Source organism: Acinetobacter sp. YH12255 (genome assembly GCF_013417355.1).
In the GTDB taxonomy this organism is placed as follows: domain Bacteria; phylum Pseudomonadota; class Gammaproteobacteria; order Pseudomonadales; family Moraxellaceae; genus Acinetobacter; species Acinetobacter pseudolwoffii.
Genome location: NZ_VPEC01000001.1, coordinates 191,072 through 216,542 on the forward strand (window position 1 = coordinate 191,072; position 25,471 = coordinate 216,542).

General features: G+C 41.9%; 19 protein-coding genes and 1 pseudogene. 2 read left to right on the forward strand and 18 right to left on the reverse strand.

Annotated features, from left to right (window positions below; translation table 11 throughout):
• Positions 1–39: 39 nt before the first annotated feature.
• From FTV30_RS00965 to FTV30_RS01010, 10 genes are all read right to left on the reverse strand, one after another.
• Entirely contained in the window at positions 40–1,401 is a 1,362-nt protein-coding gene (locus tag FTV30_RS00965; protein WP_180000846.1) for an MFS transporter, read from the reverse strand.
• 43 nt (positions 1,402–1,444) lie between these two features.
• The gene (locus FTV30_RS00970; protein WP_180000847.1) at positions 1,445–2,887 is read right to left on the reverse strand and encodes an NAD-dependent succinate-semialdehyde dehydrogenase; all 1,443 of its coding nucleotides are present in this window, start codon (positions 2,885–2,887) and stop codon (positions 1,445–1,447) included.
• 20 nt (positions 2,888–2,907) lie between these two features.
• A complete protein-coding gene (locus FTV30_RS00975) occupies positions 2,908–4,317 on the reverse strand; it encodes a sigma-54-dependent Fis family transcriptional regulator (RefSeq protein ID WP_180000848.1) in 1,410 nt (469 codons plus the stop codon).
• Positions 4,318–4,333: 16 nt separating this feature from the next.
• The gene (locus FTV30_RS00980) at positions 4,334–5,476 is read right to left on the reverse strand and encodes an iron-containing alcohol dehydrogenase (RefSeq protein ID WP_180000849.1); all 1,143 of its coding nucleotides are present in this window, start codon (positions 5,474–5,476) and stop codon (positions 4,334–4,336) included.
• A gap of 11 nt (positions 5,477–5,487) precedes the next feature.
• On the reverse strand, positions 5,488–6,426 hold the full coding sequence (locus FTV30_RS00985; protein WP_180000850.1) for an alpha/beta hydrolase: 939 nt from the start codon (positions 6,424–6,426) through the stop codon (positions 5,488–5,490).
• Entirely contained in the window at positions 6,423–7,901 is a 1,479-nt protein-coding gene (locus FTV30_RS00990; RefSeq protein ID WP_180000851.1) for an NAD(P)/FAD-dependent oxidoreductase, read from the reverse strand. The genes FTV30_RS00985 and FTV30_RS00990 overlap by 4 nt, the downstream gene beginning before the upstream one ends.
• Before the next feature lie 774 nt (positions 7,902–8,675).
• Positions 8,676–9,878, reverse strand: a complete 1,203-nt coding sequence (locus FTV30_RS00995; protein WP_180000852.1) for a 3-oxoadipyl-CoA thiolase — start codon at positions 9,876–9,878, stop codon at positions 8,676–8,678.
• A gap of 26 nt (positions 9,879–9,904) precedes the next feature.
• Positions 9,905–11,422 (reverse strand): 3-hydroxyacyl-CoA dehydrogenase, encoded by a 1,518-nt coding sequence (locus tag FTV30_RS01000; protein WP_180000853.1) that lies wholly within the window; start codon positions 11,420–11,422, stop codon positions 9,905–9,907.
• A 2-nt stretch (positions 11,423–11,424) separates the two neighbouring features.
• A complete protein-coding gene (locus FTV30_RS01005; protein ID WP_180000854.1) occupies positions 11,425–12,204 on the reverse strand; it encodes an enoyl-CoA hydratase in 780 nt (259 codons plus the stop codon).
• 69 nt (positions 12,205–12,273) lie between these two features.
• Entirely contained in the window at positions 12,274–13,602 is a 1,329-nt protein-coding gene (locus tag FTV30_RS01010) for an OprD family porin (RefSeq protein WP_257228880.1), read from the reverse strand.
• Between the two features lie 233 nt (positions 13,603–13,835).
• Here FTV30_RS01010 and FTV30_RS01015 point away from each other — a divergent pair, with 233 nt between their 5' ends.
• Complete coding sequence (locus FTV30_RS01015; RefSeq protein ID WP_180000855.1) at positions 13,836–14,357, forward strand: nuclear transport factor 2 family protein; 522 nt, start codon at positions 13,836–13,838, stop codon at positions 14,355–14,357.
• Positions 14,358–14,409: 52 nt separating this feature from the next.
• On the opposite strand, the gene FTV30_RS01020 is transcribed toward FTV30_RS01015, so the two are convergent.
• From FTV30_RS01020 to FTV30_RS01055, 8 genes are all read right to left on the reverse strand, one after another.
• Positions 14,410–15,753: an MFS transporter gene (locus FTV30_RS01020; protein ID WP_180000856.1), complete on the reverse strand. Its 1,344-nt coding sequence runs from the start codon at positions 15,751–15,753 to the stop codon at positions 14,410–14,412.
• A 147-nt stretch (positions 15,754–15,900) separates the two neighbouring features.
• Positions 15,901–16,968 (reverse strand): LLM class flavin-dependent oxidoreductase, encoded by a 1,068-nt coding sequence (locus FTV30_RS01025; RefSeq protein WP_180000857.1) that lies wholly within the window; start codon positions 16,966–16,968, stop codon positions 15,901–15,903.
• Between the two features lie 226 nt (positions 16,969–17,194).
• Positions 17,195–18,274, reverse strand: coding sequence for an enoyl-CoA hydratase-related protein (locus FTV30_RS01030; RefSeq protein ID WP_180000858.1), 1,080 nt, complete (start codon positions 18,272–18,274; stop codon positions 17,195–17,197).
• A gap of 10 nt (positions 18,275–18,284) precedes the next feature.
• Positions 18,285–19,865, reverse strand: a complete 1,581-nt coding sequence (locus FTV30_RS01035) for an SDR family oxidoreductase (RefSeq protein ID WP_180000859.1) — start codon at positions 19,863–19,865, stop codon at positions 18,285–18,287.
• A 56-nt stretch (positions 19,866–19,921) separates the two neighbouring features.
• The gene (locus tag FTV30_RS01040; RefSeq protein ID WP_257228881.1) at positions 19,922–20,479 is read right to left on the reverse strand and encodes a flavin reductase family protein; all 558 of its coding nucleotides are present in this window, start codon (positions 20,477–20,479) and stop codon (positions 19,922–19,924) included.
• Positions 20,480–20,595: 116 nt separating this feature from the next.
• Positions 20,596–22,695 (reverse strand): acetate--CoA ligase family protein, encoded by a 2,100-nt coding sequence (locus FTV30_RS01045; protein WP_180000860.1) that lies wholly within the window; start codon positions 22,693–22,695, stop codon positions 20,596–20,598.
• Positions 22,696–22,740: 45 nt separating this feature from the next.
• On the reverse strand, positions 22,741–23,616 hold the full coding sequence (locus FTV30_RS01050) for an SMP-30/gluconolactonase/LRE family protein (RefSeq protein ID WP_180000861.1): 876 nt from the start codon (positions 23,614–23,616) through the stop codon (positions 22,741–22,743).
• Positions 23,617–23,684: 68 nt separating this feature from the next.
• Positions 23,685–24,440, reverse strand: coding sequence for an SDR family NAD(P)-dependent oxidoreductase (locus tag FTV30_RS01055; RefSeq protein WP_180000862.1), 756 nt, complete (start codon positions 24,438–24,440; stop codon positions 23,685–23,687).
• Positions 24,441–24,828: 388 nt separating this feature from the next.
• On the opposite strand from FTV30_RS01055, the pseudogene FTV30_RS01060 reads away from it, so the two are divergent.
• Positions 24,829–25,471: pseudogene (locus tag FTV30_RS01060) on the forward strand (IS701-like element ISAba11 family transposase); the annotation flags it as partial.

Consider the following 25,471-nt stretch of genomic DNA (forward strand, 5'->3'; position numbering starts at 1 on the left):
CATCAGCGATATTTACGCCAATGCTGGATAGTTCATTCCTTATGAAAACTGTGTGCGATCCTCATGATCAACATCATGCAATGAACGGCCACGTGTTTCCTTCAACATGAAAATTGCGAAGACAGACAGTACAATCACCCCAAAAATGTAAATCGTAATGGGTGTGGTTGAGTCATAAGTTTTCCACAGCAAGGTTGCAATCATCGGTGCAATAGATCCCGCTAAAATCGAACTGATTTGATAACAGAACGATGAACCTGAATAACGCATACGCGTTGGGAAAATCTCTGCTAAGACTGCACCTTGACCTGCATAACACATGGCTTGGAAATACAGACCAACACACATTGAAATTAGAACTGTCAAAAATGCACCAGTATTCAATCCTGTAAAATAAAACGGCAACCAAATTACAAGACCTGTATAGCCAATATACATGGTACGTTTACGGCCAATTTTGTCAGAAATAAAGCCTGAAAAAATCATGGCAAAGAATTGGAACGCGTTGGCACAAAGCAGTAAGAATAAAATTGTGGTGTAATCAAATTTCAGCTGAATTGAAAGATAAGCAATGGAGAACACCACAATAATATAATAGGTCGAGTTTTCACCAACTCGCATCAACATGCCAAACAGTGCTTGACGCGGGTATTGTACCAGTACTTCCTTTAAACCCGCAGAGACTTTTTGCTCTTGCTCTTGACGTTCAATTTGCGCTTTAAAAACATCGGATTCTTCAACATTTTTACGAATGTAATAGCCAATAAAGACGATAATTGCAGACAGCCAGAACGCAATACGCCAGCCCCAAGCTAAAAAGTCTTCCTGTAGCAACGTATAAGACAACCCCAAAAGTACCAAACTCGCTAAGACATTTCCTGCACAAGCTGCTGCTTGTGGAAAGCTGGTCCAAAAGCCACGCTGGTGCTCTGGGCTATGCTCACCAACCAACAGCATTGCACCGCCCCATTCACCACCCACCGCAAAACCTTGAATAAAGCGTAGCAAAACCAAAATGGCTGGCGCTGCATAACCAATACTGGCATAAGAAGGAATACAGCCCATGGCAAAAGTGGCAAAACCGACCATAATCAAACTGATTTGCAGTAGTTTTTTACGACCGTATTTATCACCATAATGACCAAAAACTAAACCGCCAAGTGGACGTGCAATAAAACCAACGGCATAGGTTGCAAAGGCAGCAATAATGCCCATCAGTACACTGCCATCCCCCATAGTTGGAAAAAACAATTTGGAAAAAACCAAAGTACTGGCAATGCCGTAAATAAAAAATTCATACCATTCTGCAATCGTGCCTGCCATTGCCGCGCCGACAACTTTTTTAATTGACGATTTATCTGCAGACTCAACTTCGATTGCTGCTTGATTCACTGCTTCCATGTGAACTTCCTATTATTAAAATAAAATTAATCTAATGTTTTACTTAGTTGATATTGCCTAAACAGACATATTTCATTTCCAAATATTCATCCATGCCATATTTCGAACCCTCACGGCCAATGCCAGAAGATTTCACCCCACCAAATGGTGCAGCAGCATTAGAAATTAGACCGGTATTAATTCCTACCATGCCGTATTCCAGTCCGCGTGCCACACGGATAAATTGATTCAAATCTTGAGTAAAGACATATGAGGCCAAACCAAATTCCGTATCATTTGACATCGCCAAGACTTCCGCTTCTGTCTCGAATTTAAAGATTGGTGCAAATGGCCCAAAGGTTTCTTCTTTGGCACACAGCATGTCTTGTGTCACATCTTTTACCAATGTTGGGACGCACCAATTGCCTTCCAAATTCTCGGCTTTACCAACAACCAGTGAGGCACCTTTGTCCAGAGCATCAGCAATATGTTCTTCAACTTTTTTCACTGCTTTACGGTTGATTAATGGGCCAATATCAGTTTCTACATCTAGGCCATTACCCAGTTTCAATGCTTCAACTTTGACTTTGAGTTTTTCGACAAATTCCTCATAAATCGCGCTTTGCACATAAATACGGTTGGCACATACACAGGTCTGACCCGCATTACGGAACTTGGTGTCCATCACACCCTGTACCGCCTGATCCAACTGGGCTGAATTAAAGACCAATACTGGTGCATTGCCGCCCAGTTCTAAAGATAGTTTCTTCACTGTCGGTGCGCTTTGTGCCATCAGCTTTGCGCCAATTTCGGTTGAACCCGTAAAACTTAGTTTTTTAATTAACGGATGAGCCGTGAAAATCTGACCAATTTTGGTTGACGAGCCTGTAACCACATTGAAAACACCACTTGGAATACCCGCCTGCACTGCTAATTTGGCAATTGCCAGTGCTGTAAGTGGTGTTTCAGAAGCTGGTTTGACGATAATGCAGCAACCCGCAGCTAAGGCTGGCGCAACTTTACGGGTAATCATAGCTGCTGGGAAATTCCATGGCGTAATGGCTGCGCATACACCAATGGCTTCTTTAAAGACCAAAATTTCGCTGCTGGCTGCAGAAGGAATGATATCGCCGTAGCTACGTTTGGCTTCTTCACTAAACCATTCAATGTAGCTGGCAGCATAAGCAATTTCGCCTATGGCTTCTTTTAGAGGCTTACCCTGCTCGACGGTCATAATGGTTGCTAAATCATCCTGATGTTGCATCAGCAGATCAAACCAGTTTCTAAGGATACGACTTCGCTCATTTGGCGCGACATTCTTCCATTGTTTTTGTGCAATATCTGTATCAACAATGGCTTGTTCAATTTCATCTTCACTTAGCAGCGGTACATCAGTAATGTGCGACTGATCCAGTGGGTTACTCACTGCAAGTGTTTCTGCTGAAGAAACCCATTTACCATTAATTAAACATCTGTTCTCAAAAACAGACAGCTGGCTAATATCCATATTTTTCATTCCTAATGTATTTATTGCTTAAATCGTGCGATTTTTTTGACTAAAGTGGATTGTTCTACACCTAAGGCGTCTGCTGTAGCTCGCGTTGAGCCATGCAGCTGTAGTGCTTCTAAAATTAAATTACGTTCAAACGCTAAAACTCGATCTTTTAAGTTTTGCTCCACATTCGAAGTCGGATTGTGTTTAAATTCTTTAGGTAAATCTTCAGGTTGGATTTCATCCTGTGATGTGCTGACCATCATTCGTTCAATCACATTTACCAGCTGACGAATATTTCCAGGCCATGACTGCTGTGTGAGCACTTCAATCACTTCTGGGCTGAAATGTTTATTCATTTGGTATTTATCATTGAATATTTTTTGATATTGCTGCACCAATGGCAGAATTTCTGAACGGCGCTGGCGTAACGGTGGCAGTTCTAAATCCACTACATTGATTCTGTAGAATAGATCCTCACGAAATTCTCCTTGTTCGATCATCTCTTCCAAATTCCGATGTGTGGCTGCGATAATACGAATATCGACCTGTTTGAATTCGGTTGCGCCAACAGGTAAAAAGCGCTGATCTTCAATGACTTTTAATAACTTCACTTGCATACTCAGTGGCAAATCACCAATTTCATCAAGAAACAGCGTGCCTTGATGAGCAATTTCGAGCAGCCCTTTTTTGCCCTTGGTCGATGCACCAGTAAATGCGCCTGGCACATAGCCGAACAATTCAATTTCCAGCAAATTGTCCGGTATACCTGAACAATTCAGCTCTAAAAATGCCTGTTCTGCTCTTGAGCCAATACTATGGATATAACGCGCCAATTTACTTTTGCCTGTGCCCGTTTCTCCACGCAGCAGCACCTTGCTGTCAAATTTGGCAATATTGCTTGCCAAATCAAAAATCTTGCGGGTTTCACGCGAAATGATCAGGTCATGGGCTGCACTCGAAATGTGATATTGCGACTGACTACGGAACAGATTTTCCAGCTGTTCCTGTGCATGCTTAGCACGTAGCAATTCAGTAATATCGCGTACACTGGTCACCACGCACATCAGTTGTTGACGCTCATCAAAAATCGGGCTGCCCGTCACCAGTATTTTTTGACAACCATGAATGGTCTGAACCAGCGTTACCACTTCCCTACGCTTTATCACCTCGAGTGAAGCGGAATTCGATAAATAACCGACTTCTACCAGATCCCCCATGTAGCGCCCAATGAGGATGCTACGATTTAAACCCGTAATACGCTCATAAGCATTGTTAACGGCAATGGTGACCGCATCAGCATCGGTGATGTAAATGCCGTCCTGAATTGCATCAATTAAAGAGCGAATCGGTTCAATTTCAAATATGGATCGGCCTTCACGTGACTGTAATGCAAAAGGGTCTTTACTGGCTTTAATAAAGGCTTCGACCTGATCAATGCTCATGGTATTTCCTTTTGGCTCAGTAAGCTTCGCGATAAATTGCTTCAATATCCTGCACGCTTAATTGGCGTGGGTTATTTTTCAGCAGACGCTCTACCTTAATTGCTTCCGCTGCCAAAGCTGGAATATCTGATTCCAAAATACCGAAAACACGGAGTCCCGCTGGAATATGCAGTTGCTGGCAAAAACGATGGAGGAATTCCACCAATTTTTCTGCATTTGCCATATGGTGTTGGTCTTCTGCCAGTTTCAACATGACTGCGATTTTGCTCAGTCGTTCTGCACAGCCGAGCACATTCCATTCCAGTACATATGGCAACATCAAAGCATTGCTGACCCCATGCGCCATTTTGAATTTTCCACCCAATGGATAAGCCAAAGCATGTACAGCGCCCACGCCAGCATTACCAAAGGCCAATCCAGCCATGAGGCTGGCAGTTGCCATTTTTTCCCGTGCAATTAAGTTGGACGGCAAGGCATAGGCTTGTGGCAAATATTCCACAATCAACTCAATCGCCTGCAATGCCAGAGCATCTGTAATCTCGGTATGATTAACAGAAATATAAGCTTCAATGGCGTGTACTAAGGCATCTACACCGCTGGCAGCCGTCACAGATGGTGGACAACTCACCGACATTAGCGGCGAAACAATGGCAACGTCTGGCAACAGATAATCACTGACAATCCCCTGCTTCATTTGATTGGCTGTATCTGACAAAATGGCAATATTGGTTACTTCTGAACCTGTACCAGAAGTCGTAGGGATGACAATGAGCGGAATATTGCGGCCTTGAATTTTATCAGTACCAACAAAATCACGGATCTCACCATCCTGCCCCGCCAAAGCAGCTACACATTTGGCAATATCTAATGCACTGCCGCCACCGACAGCAATCACAGCATCACTTTGATGCGAATGATAAAACTCAATGCAATCCTGTACCTGTTCTAGCTCTGGCTCTGGTTTAACGGAATCATAAATGGAATACTCAATATCCAGTAGATCCAATACGTGCTGAATCGTTCCAGATTTCACTACGCCTTGATCACTGACAATCAGCGGTTTTTGAATATTAAATTTCAGCAGCGCCTGTGCCAAATAATCCAGTGCATCCTGCCCAGTGATTAATTTATTCGCGCTTTTAAATGTCGAAAAAGTCATAAACTGCCCTGTTAAATTTTATTGGCAATGTATTTGCCGATCTGTCCTAGATATTCTTCTGCGACGGGCAACTTGCCCGCTAAGGTAAAAATGCCATGCATCAAACCAGATAAATGGTGATACTCCACACTGATGCCGCTTTGAATTGCACGTTGTAGATAAAGCAAGGCCTCATCACGCAGTGGATCATGTTCCAGTGTCAGGAGATAAATTTCGCCATTGGCAGGGTCGAAAGGCTGGTCAAGCAGCGATACTTTGGCTTTAGCAGACTCACTTTCTGTCAGCTGATCGAAGAACCAATGCATGGTGCTTTGTACCAACGGAAAGCCCTCTGTATAGGCTGCATAGCTGGCGGACTCAGGATAGAAACCAATCACTGGATAAAGCAGTACCTGTGCTTTCAGCTGAATTTGATATTTTTGATAAAAATTTTGCCCAAGATATGCCGCTAAGTTTGCACCTGCGCTGTCACCGCAAAACACCATACGCTCTACATTGACTTTCAATGCTTCCTGATTCGCCACAATGTACTGGAGTGCATTTTCACAATCGCAGTAAGGCACTGGAAACGCATGCTCTGGCGCCAAACGGTAATCTACGGCAATGACACGAACATCCGTGCTGTCAGCAAGTTTTCTACAAATCGAATCATGGCTGTTCAAATTACCAATTACCCATCCACCACCATGAATAAACAACACAGTTGGACGTGCCTCACTACGTTCCAATTCACGGTCATATAGACGAAGATGAACTGGTTCACCTGCAATTTCAGCCTCAATATCACGTGTTTGGATATGCTCTAAATCGCGCATCGCCGCCAAGGCGCAATTGGTTTCGTAACCTGCTCGCAGCGCTGGAATTTCACCCATTTTTTCAAATGACAATCCACCATTTTTTAAAAAGGCTTCAATAATCGGCTGAGCATCGGGGTGTAGCATGCGGCTCATGCGAATTCACCTACAGCTGCATGGCGTGGTGAAGCATAATCTTCAGCATTAAACTGGGTATAGCTACGATATGCTTCTACATTTAAAGGCCAGTTATTGATGACTTTACCCGCCGCATTTTTGTACCAACTTGAGCAGTCTGATGAAAATGCAGAACCTGCCATTTTGGCTTGGATATCAACATTATATGCGCTGAATTTATCTGTTTTAACATCCAAAGAGGTTTGTTGATTCAGAATGTATTGGGTTGCATCTACAATATATTGATGCTGAATTTCTAGCATCGTCACAATGGAATTGTGGTTTAAATTGGTGTTTGGACCATAAATCAGGAACATATTGTTGAATGACGGTACAGTTAGGCCAAGATATGCTTCTGCGCCCTCTGACCAAAGATCTGACAAACGCTCGCCCTGATTGCCAATAATGTCCAAATCACCATTAAAGTTTTGGCTGGCAAAACCTGTACCATAAATGATTACATCCGCTTCAATCACTTCTCCAGTAGCGGTAATAACAGCATTTTCAGTGATTTCAGCAATACCATCAGTGACTAAAGACACGTTGTCGCGGTTCAGCGCTGGGAAATAATCATCAGTGCGTAGAATACGCTTGCAGCCCAACTCATAATCTGGTGTAAGCTTTTTACGCAGTTCTTCATCTTGTATGCTGCTATGTAAGTGTTCCAACGCAATACGCACACCTTCTTGCTGAGATGCAGTACCCTGCTGTGTGCGATCAAAACCTTCTTCACGCATACGATGAATTTCATTACGGCTGGCAAAAAATGTCTCTGGATTACTTTCAAATTCATCTAATTCGGCATCTGTGAATACAATTTGCCCGCGTGGCATAATCCAATTGGCGCTACGCTGAAATACTGTTAAATGTCCTGCCGCTTTAGCGACTTCTGGAATGTACTGTACTGCACTGGCCGCATTGCCAATGCTAACGACTTTTTTACCGTTTAAGTCTATGTCATAGTCCCACGCCGCTGAATGGAAGGCTTGACCTTGGAATTTTTCTGCGCCTTTAAAATGTGGTGTAACAGCTTTATTTAGTTGTCCCCATGCTGGTACAAATACTTTGGCCTTAACAGGTGCTTGCCCACGAATTTGTAAATCCCACAGCTGTTCTTGTGAATTCCACACTGCTTGAGTAATTTCAGCGTCATATTGAATATGTGGTTCTAAATCAAAATGTTTTGCCAAGCGCTGTAGATAATCCAGCAATTCGCTTTGGCCTGCATACATACTGCTGACACGCAAATTTGGGAAATAAGTGAAGCAATAAATATGAGATTGAGTATCACAGGCAGCACCTGGATAAATATTGTCACGCCAAACACCACCTAGTGCTGACGCTTTTTCAAAAATTTTAAAATTATGTAGACCGTTGCGTTTAAGTTGTGCGCCCATGCCTAAACCGCCATAACCTGAACCTAAAATCACAACATCAATTACTTCACTAGTCATTTGCTCAATCCTTTAAAAAATTTCCATATCTAATGAAAAAAGTCATCACAAGATACTTCTCAATATTCATGCCAACTTTCACATAAAAAATAACTTGTTGTTTTAGATTAGATTAAGTTAATTAATACATGCAATACCTGATGAATTTATTCATATATGTGAATATATTGATGAATTTTTTACTCAACACGATGTTGTAGATAATTTCTAAAAGACTTAGAGCGCTTATGGCATTGAATTTATTCTTATACTTTGGTCTTGTTCTATTATTTTATTGCATGAACTTTCATTCTTTAATTAATCACTTTTAAATTTTTTGGAGATTTCTATCTCAAATTGCTAAGGCACAGTCAAATATGTTGATTATTACGATACTGTCTAAACGCCTACATCGGCAGATTGATGAATTAATTCTTTAATTTTGTTTACTATAAATGTTTTAGTGATTTCGATCATTTCATCTCTTTGCCAGCTTTCGATATGAATCAAATACACTGAGCTTAAGTAACTTTATTAGTATCGAAAGAAATGATCGGTTTGGCGTAAATTTTTAATCAATGTAAAAGAATTCCGATAATGGCTTGAGCACATAACTACTTCTATCTTGGCGAAGCCAAGATTAAAACACCCCAAATGTGCTCAGTAGACTTACTGAACAACATTAGGGATTTAATCGTAGTAAGTAAAATCTCAAAACTAGCTAGTTAAAATCAGGCTAGTTAAAACCGAATCAGTTAAAATCCGAAAACTTTTTTCACATATAAGCAGAAAGCCTTAAACTCGTTCAATAACCATAGCAAGCCCTTGACCAACTCCAATGCACAGGCTAATTACTGCATATTTTTTTCCACTGCGCTGCAATTCACGTGCTGTACTTAATGCTAAACGTGCACCTGATGCACCCAACGGATGACCAACTGCAATGGCTCCACCGTTCGGATTAACACGTTGATCATCAAATGCAATATTCAGCCCTTTCAGACAAGCCAAAACTTGTGAAGCAAATGCTTCATTAATCTCAATAATATCCATATCAGATAAACTCAGCTTGGCACGTTTTAATGCCAAATGAATCGCCTCTACCGGGCCAGCACCCATGATTCGTGGCTCAATACCCGCGGCAGCAGAAGACAAGATTCGCGCCATCGGCTGTATACCCAGTATTTGCTCGGCTTGTGCAGAACCAATCAGCAGTGCAGCTGCACCATCATTAACACCAGATGCATTGCCTGCCGTAACGACCCCATTTTCAAACAAAGGCTTAAGTTTTTGTAGCGCGTCCAAAGTAGAAGAAGGACGCGGATGTTCATCATCAACCACAGCTTTGGCTGGTAGCTTACGCCCTTGCACCACGTCGATACTGACAATTTCTCCGTCAAAAAAACCCGCTTGCTTGGCTGCCTCATATTTCGCTTGTGAAGCTGCTGCAAAAGCATCCGCTTGTTCACGACTGATCCCATATTCAAACGCAACGTTATCACCAGTTTGAGGCATGGTGTCATCGCCGAACTGTTTTTCAATTTTAGGATTTGGAAAACGTGCACCAATGGTTGAATCAAAAACTTTAAAATCTCGACTGAAAGGTGCTTCTGACTTGGCGAAAACAAAGGGCGCGCGTGACATCGACTCAACACCGCCTGCTATAAAGACATCGCCTTCATTACAAGTCACAGCACGGGCAGCGTCGATTACTGCTGCCAAACCCGAAGCGCATAAACGATTTACTGTTTGTGCCGGTGTTTTCACATCTAGACCTGCTAGCAGCGCCGCATGACGCGCAATATTACGGCTATCTTCACCGGCTTGATTGGTATTACCTAAAATCACGTCAGCATAGATGTCTTTAGGTAGCTGATGTTTTTCCACTAATGCTCGTATTACATGTGCAGCGAGATTATCCGGACGAATTGATGCCAATGCGCCAGCATGACGGCCAAAAGCACTGCGTACACCATCATAGATATAGGCATTTAACATATTTTATTTTCCTAGAAGATTTAGGTCTAAACGGATTGGGTATGAAGTAATGAAAGTTGTAGACGTGCACGGCGCTGCAGCCAAGGGCTTGGACGGTAGCGCTGATCGCCTGTATTGGCATAGATCCGTTCTAAAATCAGAAGGATTCGGTCTGGACCCAATACATTGCCCCAAGAAATTGGGCCATGCGGATAACCCAACCCAAGCTTAACTGCCTGATCAATATCTGACGGTGCTGCTATCTGCTGCTGCGCGATATCACAAGCCAAATTTACCACCATTGCCAGCACGCGCTGAGCGACAAATCCTATACTTTCCGCAATAACACTTACTCCGTGGTCATCTTTTGCGAATAGTACATGCGCTTGATCTATATAATTCTTGGAGCTAACAATTGATGGCATGAGCGTACGGTGCTGAGCAAAATCAGTCAGCATATCAATCGAAATAGAACGTACAGGATCTACACCAAAACGTAGTGCCGCTGTCGTGGTGTCTTCTCCATACGTCGCTAATATAATTAAACTGTCAGTTGCTGGATGCGATGCGCTATCAAGCACAGCACCCTGTGCTAGAACGTATTCGCTAAGCAACTTCGCATCCTGCTCATGGTCAGCTTGAATCCATACCGTATTAAAAGTGAAAACTTCAGGCACAGCTTGCTTCGGAATTTCATTGATTTTTTGACTATTTTCATAGCGGTAAAAACCTTCATCGACTTTACGGCCAACTTTCTTACCAGCCAGCATTTGGCGGGTTAATGCGCTTGGACGATAACGGTCTTCTTGATAATACTGAGTGAAAATTGATTCCATCACCGGATGTGAAACATCTAGACCCGTCAAATCAAATAATTCCAGCGGCCCCATTTTGAATCCAGCACCTTCACGCAAAATTCGGTCAATTTCGGATACGCAAGCCACGCCTTCACCCAAAATTTTCAGCGCTTCCGTGCCATAAGCACGGCCAGCATGATTGACAATAAATCCTGGCGTGTCCTTGGTACGCACACCAAAATGTCCCATGCGCTGTGCCAGCTCTAGCAGTGTTTCAACAGTCGATTCATCTGTCGCTAAACCAGAAATAACTTCAACAATTTTCATCAAAGGCACAGGATTAAAAAAGTGAAAACCTGCCACACGATCTTGATGTTGAAGTTCTGATGCGATAGCTGTTACCGATAGTGATGAAGTATTGCTGGCTAATATAGTCTTTGGACCAACAATACTTTCCAGCTGTTTAAATAGTTGCTGTTTGATCTGCAAATTTTCGACAATTGCCTCAACAACAAGATCAACGCCAGCCACATCTTCGATATGCTCCAACACGCTAAAACGTGCCAAGATCAGCTCCAGCTCTACTTGGGTAAATTTGCCTTTGACCTTCAATTTTTGCAGTGTGTTTTTTAACTGTGAGAGACCTGCTTCAGCTGCCCCAGCTTTGACATCATAGAGTCGTACTTCTACTCCAACTTGCGCTGCAATCTGCGCAATGCCCATACCCATCACGCCTGTACCGATCAGCGCCATTGATTGAATAGTCATACTTATTCTCCCGTATACTGCGCTGGACGTTTTTCAAAAAAGGCATTTATACCTTCTTTCTGATCTTGAGTATCAAATAAAATCTGAAAAGCTTTACGCTCCAATGCCAGCCCAGCCTGCAATGGCATATCTGATCCGAGCTGTGCCACTTCTTTAATCTGTTGAACAGCAATTGGGGCATAAGCTGCAATAGTTTTGGCCAATTCCAGCGCATGACCAATGGTTTTTTCTTCTTCAACAACCTCAGATACCAAGCCCATATTGTAGGCATGTTCTGCACTAATAAATTTTCCGGACAAAAGCAGCAGCATGGCCTTATATTTGCCAACAGCACGAAGCAAGCGCTGCGTGCCGCCTGCACCCGGCATCAGACCAAGTTTTACTTCGGGCTGGCCGAACTGGGCTGATTTGCTGGCAATAATAATGTCAGCGTGCATCGCTAATTCACAGCCACCACCCAAAGCATACCCATTAACAGCAGCAATAATCGGCTTACTGCAATCCGTAATGCTTTGCCAATACTGTTCGGTACGACGCAAATACATTTGCGCCGTGGTTGCTGTCGTAAAATCTTTAATATCTGCTCCAGCTGCAAAAACCTGACTTCCGCCAGTGATAACGATTGCACGAACTGCAGGATTTTGTTGCAGTTGAATAAACGCATCGGACAATGCTTGACGCAATTCCAAATTCAATGCATTTCTTGCTGTTGGTCGATTTAGCACCAGCAGTGCTACGCCATCATTTTGAATGCTAATTTCGAGTATTGAAGGATTGTCCATATCGTCATCTCTGTATATTCAAGGCTTTTCAATCATTGAAAAGCACAAAATGCGGAAGTTAGGCTCTGATTAAAACTTGAATGTATATTCCAAAATCGTTCTTAGCTCATCAATATCATCATAACGATAACCTTTGGTTGCACGGCTTGATGCATAACGCAATTTCACATCGAGGCCTTTTGCAAAGCCCGTTGGCACTTTATAAGATGCTTGAAGATTGGTTTCACGATGGGTGTAATCTACATTTGGATCGTAGACAAAACGCTTGGTGTAAAATGGGTTGTTGCTGTTACTGTTATCGATATCCCAACCATAAAAGTAACGTCCCATGAACGTTAAGCCAGGAATGCCGTAAGGTGACATATCTACTTCATATTTCACTTGCACTGATTTTTCATGCGCTTCAGAAAAAGTAGAATATTGGGCCACGTTATAGTTCAGGTTGTTTGAGCCAGCAGAAGAAAAACCTGCAATATCAAAAGGCTCATTACCAAACACTTGCTGATAACCAAAAGATAAGGTGTGGTTTTTGTAGTTGTAATCGGCCATAGCAGAAGCAATATAGGCCTCAATATCACCGCCCTTTTTCTTGCCCGTATCGGTATTACTGAAACTGGTGAAGCCAAGTTTTAGTTTTTGATCTTCATCAATTTTCTTCAAATATGTTCCGCCCAAATAAGCTTGATTCCAGACATCTTCTAATTCAGAAAAATATGCGGTCAATGATGCATTTGGAAAACTGTATGTACCACCAAGGAAGCTGACACTGTTGGCTTTGATACCTGCACCATAATCAGTGGTGAAATAATTTAGATCTTTGGTCGAATCCAATGGATTCATACTGTAAAAATAACCGGCATTTATCAACAAATTGTTAAAGCTTTTATCCTGAATACTGACACCTGTACTCACGGTCGGTAATAGTCGTACTGTACTTGTTGCAAGCACAGGCACATAAGGGAATTGGTCACCATAGGTCAAGACGGTATCTTTATATTTAAGTTTTAGTGCACCACCGATTTCACCATAAGCACTTTTCGTTTCCCCTGTCACAGGGTCGTATTGCAGTAATAAGGTCCCGGTTTCATAAATATCACTATAAAGCTTAAGACCTAAAAGACCATATGCATCAAATCCAACCTGCAACGGCGTATCGGTATAGCCAGATGAATACTTTGCAACAAAGCCCTGCCCCCATTCATTTCGGGTATTATTTCTTTCCTCTAATGGCAACTGTGAATTCGCACCTGAAGGATTTTTACCGCCACTTTCATACTCACGATAAAAATGAAAGTTTCTACCTAAAATTTCAAGTTGATCATCTTTAAAAATAAGATCTGCATAAGCAAAATTTGGCATAGCTATAACCAAACCAATACCCGTCGCAATTTTTTTCATTGATAAATTCATCAAAAATAATTCCATATTAAAAAAATATCCATATAAAATAAAAATGCATATTATTAATAAATAAATTCCTTATTTTTTATTAACAAATGAAGGCATAATTATTTTTTTATTCTATGAATAATTTCATAATATCCAAATGCAAAACTTAATCTTTAATTAAGTTTCACATATATGAAATATCGGAATAAATTCAACTTAAAACTGGTCAAAGGATATAAACTATGAATGTTGAGACACAAACAAAATTGCAAGAACTTTTGGATAGAGAAGCCATTCGAGATTGCTTGTACCGTTACTGCAGAGGTGTTGATAACGCTGATTTAAATGCTTTAAATTCAGCATACTGGGAAGATGCAATAGATTGTCACGGTGCATATCAAGGCTCTGCGACTGGTTTCATCAGCACAGCCATGAATAGCCTTAAAAGCGCCGTCGTTAGTATTCACCAGATAAGCAATATACTGATCGACTATCAACCTGATTTATGCAAAGTAGAATCTAAATTTTTTGCACTCCAAATTTACCCAGATCAAAATAATAATAATCTTGAGACTCAAATATGGGGGCGCTATGCAGATAATTTTGAGAAAAGAAATGACATATGGAAAATAGCAAAAAGAACCGTAATATACGATTGGGTACAAGAAAATAAAATGCAAGCCATTTCAAAAGAAGCAAGATTTAAATTAAGACAGCCCGTTGGATGTTTATATCCAGAAGATCCAATCTATACATTATTATAAAATTTAACAATATAAAAAAGCTGAATCAATTGATTCAGCTTTTTTATAAGGATTATTTAACAGTTTGCACTGTATATTCAGTCGCTACTTTTGTTTTCTTTTTAAAAATTAAGGAAACTGAAATCGCGGCAATAATCGCTGGAATACTGATTAAAGCGAAATTCATCAAATGGGTTAAATGTAGGGTTAATACGTAACCAGTCACAATCGGGCCAACAATTGCACCGAATTTACCGATAGAAGATGCCCAGCCAATCCCAGTTGAGTTTGCCACCAACGGATAGAATTGAGAGATATAGCTATACAGAAGAATGGATCCGCCCTGAATAGATGCTCCTGCAATAATGACCAAACTGTACAGAATGAACGCACTAGATTTAAAGCCAAGACCAAATAGCGCCAATCCACCCATCAGGAACATACAGATCAATACTGTGCGTAAATTGAATTTATCCGCCAGTACACCACCAAAGAGTGTGCCTAAAATACTGCCGAAATTCAGCGCCATTAAGAAGTAAATACTCTTATCTAATGGATAACCCGCAATCATCATCAATTTTGGTAACCAGCTGCTCAGCGCATATACAATGAGCAAAACCATAAAGAACGCGGTCCAGAACAGTAAAGTACCACCAGCTCGTCCATCTTTAAAAAGAATATTGACTGAATTTTTTGCTGTGTCGGAATCCTTATAAAGGGTGAATTCCTGCTCCAAATGGTTCACTTTTTCAGGTAACACGCGGTTCAGTGTATCCTCTGCCAACTTCAGCTTACCTTGACCCACCAAATAGCTCACTGATTCAGGCAAGTATTTCCACATAAATGGAATTAGAATAACTGGCACGCCTGCAACTGCAAACATAATACGCCAGCCAGAATCCTGTACATACATAGAGCCAATTACAGCAGAAATAATTCCGCCAATAGCAAAACCACTAGACATTAAACCAATCATGGTGGTGCGCTTAGTTTTAGGAGAAAATTCTGCAGTCAAAGCCACAATATTTGGCATAATACCGCCCACGCCCACACCAGCGAGAAAACGTAAAGTACCAAATTCCAGCGGCTGTGATGCAAATGTGCATAGGAACGTTGCCACACTTAGCAAAGTCACACTCATCATTATGATTTTTTTACGGCCGACATAATCTGCAATAATACCGCAGCCCAATGATCCAACAGCCATCCCTACCAGCGCCGTACTTCCTAAAATACCTGCTTCAATGGATGTTAAGGTCCATTCCTGCATCAGCAGCGGCAATACAACACCATAAACCACCAAATCATAACCTTCAAAAGCACTGATTAATGCTCCCCAAATCAAAAATTTAACATGGAAGCTATTAATTTTGGCTTCATCCAGCAGTTTTGTGACGTTAATAGAACTCTTGTACATTATTCACCTCCATTGTGAATAAATAGTTATTTTTCACTTAAAATCAATACTAATACCTAAAGCTATTGAGGCTACACAAAAAAACGTTCTTTATGAATATAAAGATAAAAAAATAAGGCACAATCTTTTGAGACTGTGCCTAAATACTTAACTAGCGATACTAACGACTGAGCTTCCAATTGCTTTATTAACAGCTGGGATAATTTTTTCACCCCATAAATCAATTTGCTTCAACATCGTTTTCTGATCAAAGTCACCCAGTTGTGTTTGAATTGCAATTTGATCTGGTTTTAAAATTTCAATTTCTTCGATTAATTTTTCAATCACATAATTAATGCCGCCAATTGGCATGTTCTTAGCCATTTGCTCGAAAGATAAATCTTGCTCAGTTGGCATTTCTTTAATCATATAACCATCTTCACTTTGCTGTGTACGTTTCTGCAAAGCTTCCGAAAGACGGCGCTGATAGCGAGCATTATCCAAATAGCTTTCCACTTCCGCTTTGTTTTCGCTGGCATAGCAACAACGCAACAATGCTATTTTACTATCTGAAACTTGCTTACCTACGCTTTCAGCAGCAGCTTCTAAATTCTCGCGCACCTGACGGATACGGTCATTGCCATCATGATAAGCGGTCACAAAAATATTGTGCCCTTCTTTGTAAGCACGCGACATACTGCGCGGTGAACCCGCTGCCATCCAAATTGGAGGCGTAGGCTGCTGTACTGGACGCACAGCAATAGCTGTTGGTGGAATATGAATATGCTCACTAGAATGTTCAAAAATTTTATTGTTCAAACCTTTCATGATGATTTCTAAATATTCATTGAACACTTGTGGTGCATCACCTAAATCAATGCCAAAACGTTCAAATTCAAATTCCTGATAGCCTGAACCGACGCCAAAATCTAAACGACCATTTGAAACAATATCTGCAAAGCCAATTTCAGATAATAGACGCTGCGGCTGATAGAGCGGCAGTACACATACAGCTGAACCTAAGCGAATTTTTGATGTTTGACCTGCACACGCTGCCACCATCATCAAGGGTGAAGGTACAAGGCTATAGTTATTAAAATGATGTTCTGCAAACCAAGCTGCATCAAAGCCGGCTTTTTCAGATGCTACTGTTTGTTCAATTGAGTTTAAAATTACTTGTTCAGATGTCTGATGATAACCGCGCTGCGCAGCCAAAATAAATGTACCAAATTCCATATTAAAATCTCCTGATTACATTTTTTTAAATAAATCATTCCTGAGCGCTAAAATAAATTTTGCGCTAAAATGATTTTGATCCATTGTTTATTTAAGTTTAAAAATTAAACTTTATTTTGAAATTTATATCCCTTGCTTAAATTCAGTGTATGGATAATTTTTCAATTATGCATGCGCTTTTTTAAATCCAAGGGATTATTCACATATATAAATTTTAATGAAAATTTCAGGCCGATGCTTTTTTGGCGCTGAAAAATTCCCTCACACTTTTACAGTAATCTTCACTCAACCCAGCCTCATGTTGTAAGGCTGCTTCCAATTCCAATTGTTGCTGCAATGTGTTCGTGCTGGAGGGTTGAAAAGCAGTTTTAATGTTTTGCATCGACAATATCGGTCTTTGTGCCAGTTGTGTCGCAAGCTTTTCAGCTGTAGCTTGCAAAGTCTCTGACGTACAGACTTGCCAAATCATCCCCATGTACAAAGCGGCTTGTGCAGTCACAGGCTCTGCCAGTAACGTAATCGCTTTAGCGCGGGCAAGCCCAATCAATCTTGGCAACGTCCAGCTCAAACCTGCATCTGGCCCTAACCCAATTTTAGAAAACGACAATACAAATTTGGCATTTTCTGCAGCGAGCACAATATCACAGGCCAGTGCAATACCTACTCCTGCGCCCGCAGCTATACCATTCACTGCACAGATGACAGGTTTCGGGCTTTGCTCAATCGCTGTAATTACAGGGTTATAGTTATCCCTTAGCGAAGCACCTAGATCCAACTTTTTAGTTAAATCTTTTCGCTCATTTAAATCTTGACCTGCACAAAAGCAGCGGCCATTGCCAGTCATTAAAATTGCACGGCAGTGCTCATCCTGATTCGCGCTTTGCAGCGCCTGATGCAGCGCCTTGAGCATAGGTACAGTCAGTGCATTCATTTTGCTGGGGCGGTTGAGGCGAATGATCGTGACGCCATGCTGATGCTCCACCATAATATTTTGTGCATCATCCGCTAATGCAGAATTTTCCTGCCACATGACATGTGCCTTTACGGCATTAGTTTCAGTATGTATCCAGCCATATCTTTTAGCTTTAGAAATCATGTCGTTAAAGCTTTGCATCCACGCTTCATTTGTAGAAAACTGTGTAACAACGTGCTGATCAATCCAGACATGATCATCCTGATCTGGTGCAATGCCACCAACCAGTGGAAATTCCCCTTGACCAAAACCTTTCAGCACATATTTAAAAGATTTGAAATCATCCACATGTTCAAGTTTCAAGCCTTGTTCTTTACAATAAATCAAGTCCATCACATGCTCCTTATGCAGCTTGCTCAGATGCATCACCAGCATTACCAAATGAAGACCAACCGCCATCAACAAACAGCGCCGAACCATTCATATATGAAGCGTCTTCCGAAGCTAAGAACAGCACAGCATTGGCAATATTGACCGGTTTACCTAAATGACCCAAAGGAATACGGCGGTTGATTTTAGGCGTATCAATTGAATTGCTACGTTCCAACTCTTCTACACCTGGTGTACGGATATAGCCGGGGCAAACAGTCAAGACTCGAATGCCTTTTTGTCCAAGTTCAGCTGCCATGCAGCGTGTCATCATTTCAATAGCGGCTTTTGACGCGCCATAAGCATGACGTGGTGCAAACGGTAGATGTGTATTAATTGAACCAAAATTGATAATTGTGCCACCCTGTGCAGGCATTAATTTCACTGCTTCTCGCGCACAGCTAAATGGACCAGTCACATTCGTTGCCATAATTCTTCTTAAACCTGACAAAGCCTGATGTTCCACTGGGCCAAAAATATCGGCAATCGCAGCATTATTCACCATGACATCAACACGACCAAACCGCTGTTTAATCTGCTCAAAAGCAACCTGAATCTGTGCTTCATCAGTAACATCAACCTGCATTGCTAAATGCTGATCGCCAAAATCTTCTTTCAATTTTTCAACTGAATCAGCATCATAATCTAGCATTGCGAGCACATCGCCTTGAGTAGCAAATGCCTCAGCAGTTGCACGACCAATACCACGTGCTGCACCAGTAATAACCACTACACGTGAACCAGTCTGCGGTGCTGCACGCTGCACTTCATCTTCTGTACGAATCACATCTGCTTCACAAGCATCACCAATTTGATTGAATGTTGCATAGCCACCATCAACACTGACCACTGAACCCGTCACATATTCCGCACCCTCGGAAGCTAAAAAGTTAACCACTTTAGCAATTTCATCTGGACGGCCAAAACGCCCCATTGGAATACGTTTTCGGATGGCATTTAAGTCCAGCTTATTGTCCTGTTCTAGTGCCACAATCATGTCAGTTTTGATATAGCCTGGAGCAATGGCATTGACACGAATTTTTTTCTCAGCCAATTCACAGGCCAGTGATTTGGTTAAGCTGATTACAGCGGCTTTAGACGCTGAGTAAGCATTGCGCTTAGGATTGGAGTGTAACCCTGCGCCTGAGGCAATATTAATAATGGAAGCATTGCCATGTGTCATAAATTTCAGTGATTTTTGTACTAGCTCAATTGAAGCCACCCAATTCACCTCAAAAGTGTCTTCAAATTCTTTGGCTGATGTCTCCAAAACTGCATTCATTGAGGGGCCAATGGCAGCATTATTTACAATCAAGTCCACACGCTGAAATTGCTGTGTGATGTTGTCTAATGTCTGGCTGATTTCTTCAGGGTTAAGCAAATTACAAGCATATATGGCTACTTGATCATCTGTTTTGGCCTTTAGATCTGCGAGTCCTTGTGGATTTTTATCTAAGGCAGCGACTTGATAACCTTGTTGCATTAATTCCAAGCATATTGCTGTACCGATACTGCCAGCAGCACCACTAACAATCGCAACTTTTTGTGTATTCATTTTTCAAAGTCCTTTTGAGTATTCAGTTATCCGTATCGAATTTTTTACTGCTTGAACTAACGGTGTTTAGCAACCTGACGGAAAGCACCGTCCTTATACAGTAAAATTTCATGATCAAAGGTTTCGGTCGCAACCACACGTCCGATGTATAAATTATGCGTCCCCCATTCGATGCATTTTTCAACTAAACAATCGAATGACACTGTTGCACCATTTAGAACAGGTGATCCAGTTTCCAGATGATGCCAGTCGCCCTCTGCATAGCGACCTTCAGGTGCCAATCCAGGGGTGGAGAAAAGACGCGCCACATTGTGTTGATCTTCACTCAGCATATTGATCGCAAAAGCGCCACTGTCTGCGATCAGCTGCTCTGCGCTTGCACTGCGATTTACACATACCAGCATGCTTGGTGGCTCCATAGAGACCGAGCAAATCGCCGTTGCTGTCAGACCATGACGTACATCGCCATGACGTGTGGTTACTACGCCAACCGGCGAAGCAATATTGCGCATGGATTGTTTGAAATCAATAACTTCAATACTGTTTATTGCAGTTTGGTTTTGAATAATATTTTCAAATTTTTCCATAATATTACGGTCTATTTTCACGTTCATTGTTCTGCTCCAAGTCCTTTTTATCTTTCTTTAATAGTGCTTATTTCACCTGAAATGTGCAATAAATTGGAGGATTTAAGACACATTTACACAGATATGAATTTTACAACCCTACATCAGGTCACAATCAGCGCATCTAGCGCCATCAAACCTTCGCCTTCAGGGAAAACCAGCACAGGATTTAAATCAATACTTTCATATTGCCCCTGATTGACATAAGCAAATTGAGACAGATCAGACAACATCTGCGCGAGCGCATTAATATCTGACGGCGCACCACCTCGCACACCTTCTAACATGGCAAAGCCCTTAATTTCGCGAATCATACGGTGGGCTTCTTGCGTATTAAATGGTGCAACACGGAATGTCACATCTTTCAATACTTCAACAAAGACTCCCCCCAAGCCAAACATCACCACTGGCCCGAGACTTGGGTCAGTAAAGACGCCAACAATGGTTTCCGTTCCCCCTTGAATCATTGGACTTAATATCACGCCATCGAGCAGTGCATCGGGTGCCTGCTGACGCACATGCGCAACCATACTGCTCATTTCCTGCTGGACGTGCTGTACATTTTTCAAGTTCAGTTTGACGCCACCAACTTCTGTTTTATGTGGCAAATCTGCAGATGCGATTTTCATCACCAGTGGATAGCCAATCTGATCTGCTGCTACAGCAGGATCTTGACCTACAGGCACTAAAATTTCTGGGGTAAAAGTAACACCCGCCTTGGACAAAATCGCTTTGGCTTCATGCTCACTTAACGCTTTTTGAGGAATGTTGATTGGTGCTGGCAACTGAATTTTCGTCAAACTGGCTTCTTCTTGTGCCAACTTTTTCCACTGTTGGAATTGCCACAGTACGCCCAATGAATGAATTAATGCACTGCCATCTTCAAAGACCAAAAATCCATTGTCTTCATAGGTTTGAATAATCTCACGAGGCGCTGTCATGGTCAGGCATTTCAAGCATTCAGTATCATTTTGCATCGCATTAGTCAGTGACTCATTCAACAATGCAGAGAAGTTTTTACTGCTCGGCCCGCTTCCTAAAATGCCAGCAAAAATGTTATAACCGCCTTTTTCAATCATGGCGCGCATAAATTCTGTCATCAGTGGCAAATCTGTCGCCGCCTGTGCAGTGACATCTACAGGATTGACTGGTGAAGCATAGGGCAAAAGTTGTTTAAGTTCGGCTTGAACCTCTTCTGGCATGGCCGCTACGTCTAAACCTGCTTTCTCTGCATCATCCGACATTTGAATGCCAAAACCGCCAGAAAAAGTATAAATGCCTAACTTATTACCTTGCAGCGTATTGGCTTTCACCACGGTGTATGCAATATCAATTTGCTCTGCCGTGGTATGTGCACGGAAAACGCCATATTGACGCAATACAGCATCAAATACATGATCAAGCCCCGCCAATGCAGCCGTATGTGAACTGATAGCTCGCGCACCTACCGCAGAACTACCGACTTTCATAAATACAATCGAAATATCTTTACTGCGCGCTTTCTCTAAAGCCTGAATAAAATTATCACGGTTGCGGATACCTTCTGCATAAACCATCACGACTTTTACTTCGGCTTGATCTACCGCCCAAGATAAAGCTTCAGAAATATCCAAATCACATTCATTGCCTGTGGTGATCCAATATCCAACCCCTAGTCCACGCTCACGACAAAGATGTGCAATATGCGACCCATAAGCGCCACTTTGCGACACTATTGCGACAGGGCCAGCCTGTACAAATTCTCGGTCTAAAATAGTCGAGAAGGTACCGTAGTAATTTTTGTAGCTATTAAATACACCTAAACAATTTGGTCCTAACAAACGTAAATTGGCTTCTTTGGCGATATTCACCATTTCTACCTGCATTTCCTCACCAACATCACCCGCTTCAGAAAACCCTGCAGAAAAAACAATCGCTGATTTCACACCTTTATCTGCACACGCCTTAACTGAATCCAATACAGCCGTTGCTGGAACAGCCAGTAATGCCACATCTGGTGTTGCTTTAATTGCCTCTAAGCTAGAATAAGCTTGGTAATTTTGTACACTTTCTCGATTTGGATTGATCGGATAAATATCACCCAAGTAACCACTATTTTTCAAATATTTAAGCGGTCGCCCACCGATACGCATTGGATTATCTGAAGCACCAATCAGCGCCACAGATTGCGGATTCATCAATGCTTCTAATACAGAAATTGTCATTTTATTTAACCTATATTTGTAGTCTGGTCTGGTGATCTAATCTGTTCATTGCTGATAGCGAGGTTCAGGCAGCCCTTTTACGCCTAAGCCATCGATGGCAAACAAATAACCGCCTTCAGGGTGGCGTGAAATCATGCGGCCAGTGCCTGAGTTTTTAATTGAAGTGACATACAGTGTGCTGAGATCTTCGCCGCCAAAGGCCAAGCAGCTTGGAAAATCTGTCGGTGAACGAATTAAGCGGTCTAAGGTGCCATTAGGTGCAAAACGTGCAATTTTATTGGCGCTCACTAAGGCAACCCATAAATAACCTTCGGCGTCCACTGTTGCGCCATCCGGCGCAGAGCCCAAGCCAGAAGTATCAAAAAAGATCCGCGGCTCGAGTAAATCTTGATTTCCATCGCCATAGTCATAAGCACGGATTTTCAAATCTAGGCTGTCCGCCATATACATCACTTTGCCATCTGGACTGAATGCAATGCAGTTAGAGATACGGATGCCATTTGCCAGCTTTTGTGATTTACCATCACGGTTCATCCTATACAGCTCACCCAATGGTTCAGTGTGAATCCCCATAGAACCGCAGATAAAATTACCGAAGCGGTCAATTTTTCCATCATTGAAACGCACCTTGTCATTAGGTGGAATTGGGCGCATCAAGGTTTTAATTTCACCAGTGCCTAGGTTCAGCTCATAAAAACCATCCACCAAGCTGACAATCAAACAGTTGTTCGGTGCAAAGCCAATGCATCCGATTTGTGAGGGGGTTTTCCAGCTTTTATATCCCTGTGTGATTGGGTTATAGCGCTTGACCAAACAGCTGACGCTATCAACCCAATACAGGCATTTACCCTCGCTGTCCCAAATTGGGCTTTCGCCCAGCAAATCTGCAGTATCGCCAATCTTGGTTACAGTTATAGTCATGGTGCATTCCTCTTGCTAGCTCTGTGTTTAGGCACTGTCCATTGGCCTAGTTCAAATGTTGAATTTCATTAAGAAAAGGCAAATGTTGCTGCACCATCCACAAACAACACATGGCCAGAGACAAAACTGGCTTCATCACTAGCCAGAAAGACTGCTGCATTGGCAATGTCATCAGCAGAACACAATCGGCCCAGCGGCATGCGCTTGCGGCGGTTTTCCCACGCTTCTTCCGAAACCACCAGCTTCGCGCCTTCAGTAGGTGTTGATGTCGGCGCAATCGCATTGACACGGATATTGTATTCACCAAATTCCGCTGCGCCAGAACGCGTTAAGCCAGACACGGCGCTCTTCACAGCGCTGTACATCACACCGTTTTTCATCGCAAGCACTGAAGATGGTGAACCGATATTGATAATATTGCCGCCGCCCGCGCTGATCATGTCGTTCAACACCGCCTGATAGCCCCAAACCACAGCTTTAAAGCCCACATCAATCATGCGGTTAATCATGATTTCAGTCTGCTCAGCCAATGGCCCATAACGGTTCCACATCGCGTTATTCACTAAAATTTCGACTGGCCCAAAATGCGCTTTTAATTTTTCCACTTGAGCAAACAAATCTTCACGAACTGCCACATTGCATGCCAACGCAAATGCTTGACCGCCTTGCGCAACAATATGATCTACCGCTTCCTGCGCGATTTCTTCTTTCAAATCCAGCACACCCACCAGTGCACCTTCACGTGCAAATGCTTCGCTGATCGCGCGTCCAATCCCGCGGCCGCCGCCAGTCACTAATGCTACTTTTCCTGACAATCTGTCCATGATTGATTCCTTCTATGCTTTAAAAATCTCTAGATTTTTATGTACTGTTCATGTTTTTGAATGACTACATCTTGGCATGTAAATTTTCTGGCTGACAATCAAAAGACGCAAAAGCAGGCCAGTTTCACAGATGTGAAAAAGTCAAAAAATTGCTGGGTAATTTGCTTTAAGAGAAGCAAGCGGCTTAAGCTGAAATTCAATATGCTGCAGTCAAATGACCTAGACAGTTGGGATCAATCCCCTGTTCCAATGCATGCTGATTTATAGGTTCAGCCCAAAGGGTGATTGATCTTTTTTCATTAATTAATAAATTAGATTTCTTTTTAAATTAATAGGACTTACGCATTGACGGATTCAAAAAAGTATTAAAATACTTTATAAAGTATCTGTGATCAGACGAATTAAACATGCTTCTACAGCAACTTGTACATTACCCATTTATATGGGCTTTCTCATGACAGAACCGAACTCTATTAGCTGCACACAACTTGCCGAGACTTATAATATCTCGCATGATAGTGTAAATCGCTTTCTAGAGCGTGAAGACTACACACCTCACGACCTATATCAAGAATCAATTCAACATATTGATAATAATAAACTTATAGTCAGTATTGATGATACTGTTTTAGATAAACCATATAGTCAACATATGGACTTGGTTAGCTATTTTTGGTCAGGCAAACACCACCGATCCGTCAAGGGTATTAATCTCATTACCTTGTATGCGACAGATCAAAATGGTCAAAATATTCCAATTAATTTCCGAATTTATGACAAATCTGAAAGTAAAACCAAGAATGATTACTTTATGGATATGTTAAGTGAAGTACTCAGTTGGGGTGCAAAGATTCAATTTATTACAGGTGATAGTTGGTATTCATCGACTGGAAATCTAAAAACCATAAGAAAATATGGTATTCGATTTATGTTTGGTATCGACTGTAACCGTAAGGTTTCCCCAGAAAAAGGACAATGGTTTCAACTGCGTTTATTGCCAGATTTCCATCAGGGTCAAGTGGTCTGGCTCA